This is a genomic window from Sphingomonas sp. Leaf62, from assembly GCF_001421915.1.
In the GTDB taxonomy this organism is placed as follows: Bacteria; Pseudomonadota; Alphaproteobacteria; order Sphingomonadales; family Sphingomonadaceae; genus Sphingomonas.
In genome coordinates this window covers 72,374-82,029 of the sequence record NZ_LMLN01000008.1, presented here as the reverse complement: position 1 = coordinate 82,029, position 9,656 = coordinate 72,374, and the positions used below count along the sequence as shown (strand labels likewise).

The 9,656-nt window shown below is 67.8% G+C and carries 7 protein-coding genes; 4 read left to right on the top strand and 3 right to left on the bottom strand.

The genetic code is table 11. The features are described from left to right. Nucleotides 1-341 precede the first annotated feature (341 nt). Genes ASE91_RS05750 through ASE91_RS05740 form a run of 3 tightly spaced genes read left to right on the top strand, consistent with a single transcriptional unit; the run spans nucleotide 342 to nucleotide 4,776 of the window. Nucleotides 342-1,424 (top strand): PLP-dependent cysteine synthase family protein, encoded by a 1,083-nt coding sequence (locus tag ASE91_RS05750; RefSeq protein WP_235530347.1) that lies wholly within the window; start codon nucleotides 342-344, stop codon nucleotides 1,422-1,424. After that, nucleotides 1,421-2,773, top strand: a complete 1,353-nt coding sequence (locus ASE91_RS05745) for an L-serine ammonia-lyase (RefSeq protein WP_056623764.1) — start codon at nucleotides 1,421-1,423, stop codon at nucleotides 2,771-2,773. Before ASE91_RS05750 ends, ASE91_RS05745 begins: the two co-directional genes overlap by 4 nt. Nucleotides 2,774-2,784: 11 nt before the next feature. Further along, the gene (locus tag ASE91_RS05740) at nucleotides 2,785-4,776 is read left to right on the top strand and encodes a M3 family metallopeptidase (RefSeq protein ID WP_235530346.1); all 1,992 of its coding nucleotides are present in this window, start codon (nucleotides 2,785-2,787) and stop codon (nucleotides 4,774-4,776) included. A gap of 360 nt (nucleotides 4,777-5,136) precedes the next feature. Here the strand turns inward: ASE91_RS05740 and ASE91_RS05735 are convergent, their stop codons facing one another. Then, entirely contained in the window at nucleotides 5,137-5,907 is a 771-nt protein-coding gene (locus tag ASE91_RS05735) for a bifunctional transcriptional activator/DNA repair enzyme AdaA (protein ID WP_082453840.1), read from the bottom strand. A 112-nt stretch (nucleotides 5,908-6,019) separates the two neighbouring features. On the opposite strand from ASE91_RS05735, the gene ogt reads away from it, so the two are divergent. Beyond that, nucleotides 6,020-6,535, top strand: a complete 516-nt coding sequence (ogt, locus tag ASE91_RS05730; protein WP_235530345.1) for a methylated-DNA--[protein]-cysteine S-methyltransferase — start codon at nucleotides 6,020-6,022, stop codon at nucleotides 6,533-6,535. Nucleotides 6,536-6,789: 254 nt separating this feature from the next. Here the strand turns inward: ogt and ASE91_RS05725 are convergent, their stop codons facing one another. Together ASE91_RS05725 and uxaC are read right to left on the bottom strand one after the other, a co-directional pair. Next, nucleotides 6,790-8,205, bottom strand: coding sequence for a mannitol dehydrogenase family protein (locus ASE91_RS05725; RefSeq protein ID WP_056623758.1), 1,416 nt, complete (start codon nucleotides 8,203-8,205; stop codon nucleotides 6,790-6,792). After that, nucleotides 8,202-9,611 (bottom strand): glucuronate isomerase, encoded by a 1,410-nt coding sequence (gene uxaC, locus ASE91_RS05720; protein ID WP_056623755.1) that lies wholly within the window; start codon nucleotides 9,609-9,611, stop codon nucleotides 8,202-8,204. The genes ASE91_RS05725 and uxaC overlap by 4 nt, the downstream gene beginning before the upstream one ends. Between the last annotated feature and the right edge of the window lie 45 nt (nucleotides 9,612-9,656).

Sequence of the window (9,656 nt, the reverse complement as noted above, 5' to 3'; positions counted from 1 at the left end):
GAACCGGCGATAGAGAGACCGGAACACATGGCACCAACCAGCAGGTCAGTACCAGGTCCCGGATAAAAAGAGCAACTCGCTATCCGCATCAGCGGCACGATCCGAAGATCAACGAGGCGACCGGCGGGAGAAGCGAAGAGCGTCTCGTCGTCCGGTGAAGCTGCTTATATGGGCAGCTTCAGAAGGCGTCAACAACGTTTTCGCATTTTTTACGGTTCCATGTGATTTTGCGATCCTGCGTGCCGTTTCCGGGCGATTGCGGCGATATTGGCCCGCCCTTCCCCCTCTTCGCCGACCGCGTCATAAGGCGGATGATAGTATCTTTTGAGAGGATCATCCCGTTGACCGCCGCTCGCACGCCGCCCTCGCATGATCGTATCTGGACGCTGGATGCGATCCGCCGGTTGGAAGCCGATTTCTGCCGGTCGGCGGATACGCATCTGATCCGCGTCGAACTGCCGGCGACACCGGGAATTACGCTCTACCTGAAGGACGAATCGGTCCATCCGTCCGGCAGCCTGAAGCATCGGCTCGCCCGTTCGTTGATCCTGTACGGGCTATGCAACGGATGGATCGGCCCGGACACGGTACTGGTCGAGGCGACCAGCGGGTCGACCGCAGTGTCGGAAGCCTATTTCGCGCGGTTGATCGGGTTGCGCTTCATCGCCGTCGTCCCGCGGACCATCGCCAGCGCGAAGATCGATGCGATCCGGTTCCAGGGCGGCGAAGTGCATTTCGTCGATGATCCGCGCGACGTATATGCGGCGGCACAGGCATTGGCCGACGCCAGCGGTGGCCATTATCTCGACCAGTTCACCTATGCCGAGCGCGCGACCGACTGGCGGGGCAACAACAACATTGCCGAATCGATCTTTGCGCAGATGGCGAAGGAGGATTCGCCCGAGCCGAGCTGGATCGTGTGCGGTGCCGGAACCGGTGGCACGTCGGCGACGCTGGGCCGCTTCATCCGCTATGGTCGGCATGCGACACGGCTGTGCGTCGCCGACCCGGCGGCATCGGTCTTTCACCGCCATTATGCCGACCCGACGATCCATACGGTCGAAGGCGAATGTTCGTGCATCGAAGGTATCGGACGGCCGCGGGTCGAGCCGAGCTTCGTGCCCGCCGTCATCGACCGGATGATCGCCGTCGACGATGCCGACAGTATCGGCGCGATGCGGGCAATCAGCGCACGGTTGGGGCGGCCGGTCGGCGGATCGACCGGGACCAACATCGTCGCCTGCGCCACGCTGATCGCGGATATGGCGGCGGCGGGGCAGCGGGGATCGGTCGTGACGATCCTGTGCGATTCGGGGCTGCGCTACGGCGATACCTATTATGACGACGACTGGCTGGCGGCGCGCGAGATCGACTGGCGGCCGGCGGCGGACCGATTCGCGGCGTTGCTCGGCCATCCGGCATGACCCCGCTCAGCATCACCGACCTGTTCACGATCGGTATCGGGCCATCGAGTTCGCACACCGTCGGGCCGATGCGCGCCGCCCATGCCTTTGCGACGATGCTGGAGGAAGACGGCATCGCGCCCGAACGAGTCCTGTGCGACCTCTATGGGTCGCTGTCGCTGACCGGTCGAGGCCATGCCACCGACGTCGCGATCCTGCTGGGGCTGTCGGGCGCGACGCCCGAGGGTATCGATCCGGATGCTGTTACGGCGATGGTCGCTGCGATCCATGCCGACTGGTCGATCGACCTGGCGGGGAAACGGCCGATCACGTTCGATCCGGCGCGCGACATCGTCTTCCATCCCGGCTTCCTGCCCGGCCATCCCAATGCGATGGCGTTCACGGCAGTCCTTGCGGACGGGAGCCGGATCGTGCGGCGCTATCATTCGATCGGCGGCGGCGCGATCCGGGCCGAGGGCGAGACGCCGCCACGGCTGAACCTGACGCTTCCCCACCCCTTTGCCAGCGGCGCGGAACTGCTGACGCTCTGCGCCGACACCCACCAGTCGATCGCCGAGATCGTCGCTGCCAACGAAAGCGCATGGCGGCCGGAGGCGGAGACACTCAGCTTCCTCGATGCAGTGCGCTCGGCGATGCTCGCCTCGATCGATCGCGGCTGTACCGGCAGTGGCGAACTGCCGGGCGGCCTGCGGGTGCAGCGGCGGGCGCGGGCGATTCGCGAGAAACTGCTGGAGCGCGGCCCCCGCAGCGATCCCAGCGTCGTGTTCGAATGGGTCAGCCTGTGGGCGCTGGCGGTGAACGAAGAGAATGCGGCGGGTGGCCGCGTGGTCACCGCACCGACCAACGGCGCGGCGGGAGTGATCCCGGCGGTGCTGAAATATTACGAGACGTTCGTCCATGGATCGACCCGTGCCGGGGCGCACACGCTGTTGATGACGGCGGCGGCAATCGGGTTTCTCTACAAGCAGAACGCGTCGATCTCCGCGGCCGAGATGGGGTGTCAGGGCGAGGTCGGGGTCGCTTGTTCGATGGCGGCCGCCGGGCTTGCCGCGGCCCTTGGCGCGACGCCGGCACAGGTCGAGAATGCCGCCGAGATCGGCATGGAGCATAATCTGGGCCTGACCTGCGATCCGATCGGCGGACTGGTGCAGATCCCGTGTATCGAGCGCAATACGATGGGCGCGATCAAGGCGATCAACGCCGCCTATCTGGCGCTGCACGGCGATGGTCGCCACGTTGTCAGCCTCGATCAGGTGATCGAGACGATGCGCCAGACCGGCGAGGATATGAAGAGCCAGTACAAGGAGACCAGCCAGGGCGGCCTGGCGGTCAATGTCGTCGAATGTTGAAGGATTTACGCTTGTCCCAGCTTCCCGATTTCGCCGCGATCACCCCGACCGCGATCGCACCCACGCTCGACACGCTGCTCGCCGAGCGCGATGCCGTTGCCGAACAGGCCAAGGCGGCGCGCCCCGGCTTTGCCGATACGTGGTTGCCGGTCGAGTCGGCGGACGTTGCGATCGACGATTTCTGGTCGACCGTCTGGCACCTGCATGCGGTTGCCGACACGCCCGAATTGCGCGAGGCACATGCGGCGGGACAGGCGGTGCTGACCGCGCGCGGGATCGCGGCGCAGCAGGACCGGGCGATGTTCGACACGCTGCGGACGCTGGCGGTCGCGCCCGAATTCGCCGAGCTGGACGATGCCGACCGGGTCGCGGTCGAACGGTCGATCCGCGACCGCACGCTGGCGGGCGTCGCGCTGGACGATGTCGATCGCGCGCGGTTCAAGGACGTCGTGACCGAGTTGTCGGCGCTCCAGACCGAGTTCGCGAGCGCGGTGCTCGACGCGACCGATGCGTGGACGCTGCACGTTACCGACCCCGCGCGACTCACCGGGCTGTCGGAAGCGGACCGGGCGATGATGGCGGCGGCGGCAGCGGCGCGCGGGCTGGACGGCTGGGTCGTGACGCTGCAACAGCCGAGCGTCGTCGCGGTCCTGACCTTTGCCGAGGATCGCGAGCTGCGGGCCGAGGTCTATCGCGCCTTTGGCACGCGGGCGTCGGATCAGGGGCCGGACGCGGGCAAGTTCGACAATGGCGACCGCATCCGCCGCATCCTGTCGCTGCGGCACGAGGCGGCGACGCTGCTGGGCTTCACCGATCCGGTCGCGCGGTCGCTGAGCACCAAGATGGCGCCGGACGTGGCGGAAGTGCTGGCGTTCCTGCGCGATCTCGCCAAACGGGCGCGGCCGCATGCCGAGGCGGAGATGGCCGAACTGTGCGGCTTTGCCGCCGACCATCTGGCCATTGCCGACCTGCAACCCTGGGACATCGGCTTCGTCAGCGACCGGCTGAAGCGGCATGCCCATGCGATCGACCAGTCGGTGGTAAAGCAATATTTCCCGGTCGACCGGGTGCTGGCCGGGTGGCGCGACCTGCTGGGGCAGTTGTTCGGGCTGACGCTGACCAAGCGGGTGGACGTCGCGACCTATCATCCCGATGCGTGCTATTACGATGTCGCCGACGGCAACGGGGTGTTTGCCGGCCTCTACCTCGACCTGCATGCGCGGGCGGGGAAGAAGGGCGGCGCGTGGATGGCCCCTGCCCGGCCCTATCGCGCCGATCCAGCGGACGGCATCCCGGTCGCCTATATGGTCTGCAACTTCGCGCCGACCGGGGGGGCGACGCCGCTGCTGAGCCATGACGACGTCGTCACGCTGCTGCATGAGACAGGCCATTGCCTGCACCATTTGTTCACCCGCGTGCCGCGACCGGACATCGCCGGGACGACCGGGTTCGAATGGGATGCGGTCGAGCTGCCGAGCCAGTTGCTGGAGGATTTCGCGTGGGAGCCGTCGGTGCTGTCGGCGATGTCGGGCCATGTCGAAACCGGCGAGCCGCTGCCGGGCGACCTGTTCGAGCGGATGCTGGCGGCGCGGCGCTTCGGGTCGGGCATGTTCCTGTTGCGGCAGATCGAGTTCGCGATGTTCGACCTGCTGCTGCATCTGGGCACGCAGGGCGACGACCCGATCGCGGTGATCGAGGCGGTGCGCGACGAAGTGTCGGTGGTGCGGCCGCCGGCATGGCATCGATTCCCCCATGCCTTCTCGCATATCTTCGCCGGGGGCTATGCGGCGGGGTATTACAGCTATCTCTGGGCGGAGCTGCTGGCGGCGGACGGCTTTGCCGCGTTCGTCGAGGCGGGGACGGTCGACCGGGCGACGGGCGACCGGTTGCGCGAGACGGTGCTCGCCCAAGGCGCGGTGCGGCCGGCGATCGAGCTGTTCCGGGCGTTTCGCGGGCGCGATCCCGATCCGGCGGCGATGCTGGCTCGGCATGGGTTGGCCTGATCGGGCCAAAGGTCACGAAGGTCACACTCGCGCGCGTTTTTGAGCTGGTCGGTTTTGGTTCGCGCGAAGGCGCTAAGGCACGAAGAAGAAGGTCGTTTTCACGCGGCGGCGCGGAGACGCGGAGGGGTTGCTCTTTTTTGCGAACCGTTCGCGATCGGGAGACGGTGCGCTCGCTGACAGCTTGGCATGAGGCCCGCTGGCGCGGGGGAGGTCGCACCGAGCGCAACTCCTCCGCGTCTCCGCGCCTCCGCGTGAACCCCTGATTTTTACCTTCGCGCCCTTCGCGCCTTCGCGTGATGAACAGGAATAAGAAAGAACGGCAGCGATCCTGCCCGTCCGCGCACCTGTAGGACAGTGTTTTCAGTTCCCCGCGAACACCGCGCGTCTGGCGGCGGCGATGGCGCGGCCCAAGGCGGGAAGCGGGACGTCGGTCAGCATGATGCGCAGGGTGCGGTTTTTGCCCGGCGTCACTTCGGCATGGCCTTCGGGTAGCGCGACCTGGACCGGACCGACGGGCACGAAATCGGGGCGGTGGGCGATGGTGACCGTGATCGGCGCGGCCGGATCGGGGGGCGTGCCCTCGCGCCGCAGCGCCGAGGGGGCGCAGCCGAAAGCGGACTGGAACGCTTCGTTGAACCGGCGGACGCTGCCATAGCCGGCGGCGAAGGCGATGTCGGTCAGCGGCAGGCAGGTGTCGTGGACCAGATGTTTGGCGAGGTGCAGGCGGCGCGTCGCCTCGATCGCGAGGGGGGTCAGCCCCAAATGATCGACGAACAGCCGGCGCAGATGGCGGTCGGTCATTCCCAGCCGATCGGCCAGCGCGGCAACGCTGTCCTCCGCCAACGCGCCGTCGTCGATCAGGCGGAGCGCACGGTGGATCGAGGCGAGCGTGCCGGCCCATGCCGGACTGTCGGGCGCGGTTTCGGGCCGGCAGCGCAGACACGGACGGTAACCCGCCGCCTGCGCGGCCGCCGCGCTGGCGTAGAAGGTGACGTTGTCGCGGATCGGGGTGCGCGCCGGGCAGACCGGGCGGCAATAGATGCGCGTCGTGCGGACGGCGGTGAAGAACAGCCCGTCCTGCGTCGGATCGCGGCGTTCGATCGCGGCATAGCAATGGTCGGGGTCGAGCATGAGGGCGACCTTATCGCCGCCGCGAAGCGCGACTAGCGGAAAACGGACATGGACGTCGCGTCGTGTCCGGTTTCCGCTGGCAGTCGGTGGGACGCGGGGGCAGGTTGCCGGCATGATGACGCTGTACGAGGAACTGCTGCCCAGCCCGGTCGGCACGATCACCATCCTGACCGATGGCGACGGGGTGTTGCGGGTGCTGGAGTTCGAGGATTGCGGCGCGCGGATGGAGCGGCTGTTGCGGCTGCACTATGGGCCGGGCGGGTGGCGGGTCGTGCCGGCCGGGCGGACCAGCGACGCGATGCGGGCGATGACCGCCTATTTCGCGGGCGATGTGGCGGCGATCGACCGGCTGCCGACTGCGACGGGCGGGACCGACTTTCAGCGTTCGGTGTGGCAGGCGTTGCGCGATGTCGCGGCGGGGCGGACGGTCGCCTATGTCGATATCGCCAGCGCGATCGGGCGGCCGAGCGCGGTGCGGGCGGTCGGGCTGGCCAATGGATCGAACCCGATCGCGATCGTCGTGCCGTGCCACCGGATCATCGGGCGGTCGGGGGCGCTTACCGGGTACGGCGGGGGGCTGGAGCGCAAGCGGTGGTTGCTGGCGCATGAGGGGGTTGGTTTGGTTTAAGGGATTGGGTTCACGCGAAGGCGCGATGACGCGAAGAAGAAGGTAGATTCCCGCGCAGAGACGTGGAGACGCGGCGGGTTCCGCTGGACGCAGCGTCCCCCCGCGTCAGCGGCTTCAGCCTACGCCGCAAAGCGCGCTATAGTCTCCCGATCGCGAGCCGATCGTCCGGAGCGAAATCCCTTTGCGCCTCTGCGCGACGATCTACCTTCTTCTCTTCGCGAGCTTCGCGCCTTCGCGTGAACCAATTTACCCGGTCAGACCAACGCCGCCGCCAGATCGGCACCCGGCGCCAGCGCTGCATAGGCTCGCTCAACCGCCGCGACGAACACCACATCCTCGCCGAGATCGCCGAACACATCGCGCATCGCCAGCAACGCCGCCGGCTCCCCTGCCCGCGCCAGCAATGCTTCGGCGCGGGGATCGATGAGCTTCTCGCCGCTATCTTTACGCAGTTCGAGGAAGCGGAACCACGCCGCGATCGGCACCGCCAGCCGATCGACCGACCGCCCCGCCGCGCGCGCGTCGCGGATCGTGTCGCACAGGCGATAGGGCAGCTTTTGCGAGCCGTCCCATGCGATCTGCGCCAGTTGGTGGGCGATCGCCGGGTTGGCGAAGCGCGCCAGCACCGCGTCGATATAGGCCGACAGGTCCATTTCGGCGGGCGGCTGGATCGACGGCGCGATATCCTGCCGCATCAGCCGTTCGGCGAAGGCCGCGAGCGGCGGGGTCGCCATCGCGTCGCGGACGGTCGTGAGGCCCATCAGCAGCCCGACATAGGCGAGCGTCGAATGTGCGCCGTTCAAAAGCCGCAGCTTGGCGTTTTCGAAGCCGCGCACGTCGCGGGTGAACTGTACCCCGGCGGCGTCGAACGGCGGGCGGTCGCCGGCGAAATCATCCTCAATCACCCATTGCGCGAAGCCTTCGCGCTGGATCGGCCACGCATCGTCGAGGCCCGTGGCGGTGCGGATCGATGCGCGCAGCGTGTCGTCGGTCGCGGGCGTAATCGAATCGACCATCGTCGAGGGGAAGCGGACGTGATCGTCGATCCACATCGCCAGATCGGGATCGCGCGCGGCGGCGAGATCGCGGACCGAGCGGCGGAAGCGGTGGCCGTTGTCCACCAGATTGTCGCACGACATCAGCGTGATCGTCCCGCCCCCGGCCGCCCGGCGCGCGGCGAGGCCGGCGACCAGCCAGCCCGACAGCGTCGACGGTTCGGCCCCGGTCAGTTCGCGGACGATCGCCGGATGGTCGACGTCGAGCGCGCCAGTGCCGTCGAGGTGATAGCCCTTTTCGGTGACCGTGGTCGTCACCAGCCGGGTGGTCGGCGCGGCGATACGCGACAGCACCGCGTCGCGGCGGTGCGCGGTCAGCAATTCGGTGATCGATCCGATAACACGATGGCTGGTCTCGCGGTCGAGCAGCGCCAGCGTATAGAGGCCGTCCTGTGGCCCGAGCGCATCGGCGACCCCGGTCGAATTGAGCGCAACCGCGCTGATCGCCCAGCGCGGGTCTGCGCCGAGGATGCTGTCGACATAGGCCGCCTGATGCGCGCGGTGGAACGCGCCGGGGCCGATATGGACGATGCCGGCGGTGAGCGTGGTGCGGTCGTACGTCGGGCGGGCGACCGTGGCGGGCAGGTCGTTCAGGGTCGCGTTGGACAGCTTCACAGCTTGTACGCCTTCTTCACCAGGCCATAGGTCAGGTCGTGCGCGATCCTGTGCGCGTCGCCCTCGTCCAGCCGGTGTTCGGCGACCAGCCGGGCCAGGAAGCCGCAGTCGACTCGGCGGGCGACGTCGTGGCGCGCCGGGATCGACAGGAAGGCGCGGGTATCGTCGTTGAAACCGACGGTGTTGTAGAAGCCGGCGGTCTCGGTCGTCATCTCGCGGAAGCGGCGCATCCCCTCCGGCGAATCATGGAACCACCATGCGGGGCCGAGCTTGAGGCACGGATAATGGCCCGCCAGCGGCGCGAGTTCGCGGGCATAGGTCGATTCGTCGAGCGTGAAGAGGATGATAGTCAGTTCGGTCGAGGTGCCGACCACGTCGAGCATCGGCTTCAGCGCCGCGACATAATCGGTGCGGGTCGGGATGTCGGCACCCTTGTCGCGGCCGAACGTGTCGAACAGGCCGCGATTATGGTTGCGGAACGATCCGGGGTGGATCTGCATCACCAGCCCGTCGTCGATCGACATGCGCGCCATTTCGGTCAGCATCTGCGCGCGGAACAACTCGGCATCGGCGGCGTCGGCGGTGCCGGCGATGACCTTGGCGAACAGCGCTTCGGCTTCGGCGGGCGAGAGGTTGGCCGTACGGGCGGTCGGGTGGCCATGGTCGCTCGACGTGGCGCCGGCGGCGATGAAGTCCTGCCGACGCTTGCGGTGGGCGTTCAGGTAACCGGTCCAGTCATGGACGTCCTCCCCCGTCAGGTCGGCGAATTTGGCGAGCGCGGGGCGGAAGGCTTCGTGTTCGCAGTCGATCACCGCATCGGGGCGATAGGCGGTGACGACGCGCCCGCTCCAGCCGCTGGCGCGGATCGCGCGGTGATGGTCGAGCGGGTCGTCGGCCCCTTCGGTGGTGGCGATCAGTTCGATGCCGAAGCGGTCGAACAGTGCGCGCGGGCGATAGGCGTCGGTCGCCAGCAATTCGCCGATCCGGTCGTAATACTCATCGGCGTTGGCGGCGGTCAGCGCCTCCTCGAACCCGAACACCGCGCCGAACACATGGTCGAGCCACAGCCGCGACGGGGTGCCGCGGAACAGATGCTGGTTGGCGGCGAACAATCCCCACGCCTTGCGCGGGTCGGCGACGATGGTGCCGTCGCGGCGCGGCACGGCGAGGTCGTCGAGCGCGATGCCCTGGCTGTAGAGCATGCGGAAAATATAATGATCGGGCGACAGCAGCAGCTCGGTCGCGTTGGTCCATGGCCGGTCGGTCGCGAACCACGACGGGTCGGTATGACCGTGCGGGCTGACGATCGGCAGGTCGCGGACGGCGGCGTACAGCTCGCGCGCGATGCCACGCGTCGTCGGATCGGCCGGGAACAGGCGATCGGGGTTCAGCAGCAGGGCAGCCATGCGCGGTTCTCCTTGTGCCCGGTCTCTTCGTGGATTGTGCCAGCG

Bases quoted from the DNA above. Each gene is read 5' to 3' on its own strand.
- ASE91_RS05745 (WP_056623764.1), top strand. From the start codon at position 1,421: ATGACCCCGCTCAGCATCACCGACCTGTTCACGATCGGTATCGGGCCA.
- uxaC (WP_056623755.1), bottom strand. From the start codon at position 9,611: ATGGCTGCCCTGCTGCTGAACCCCGATCGCCTGTTCCCGGCCGATCCG.
- ASE91_RS05735 (WP_082453840.1), bottom strand. From the start codon at position 5,907: ATGCTCGACCCCGACCATTGCTATGCCGCGATCGAACGCCGCGATCCG.
- ogt (WP_235530345.1), top strand. From the start codon at position 6,020: ATGATGACGCTGTACGAGGAACTGCTGCCCAGCCCGGTCGGCACGATC.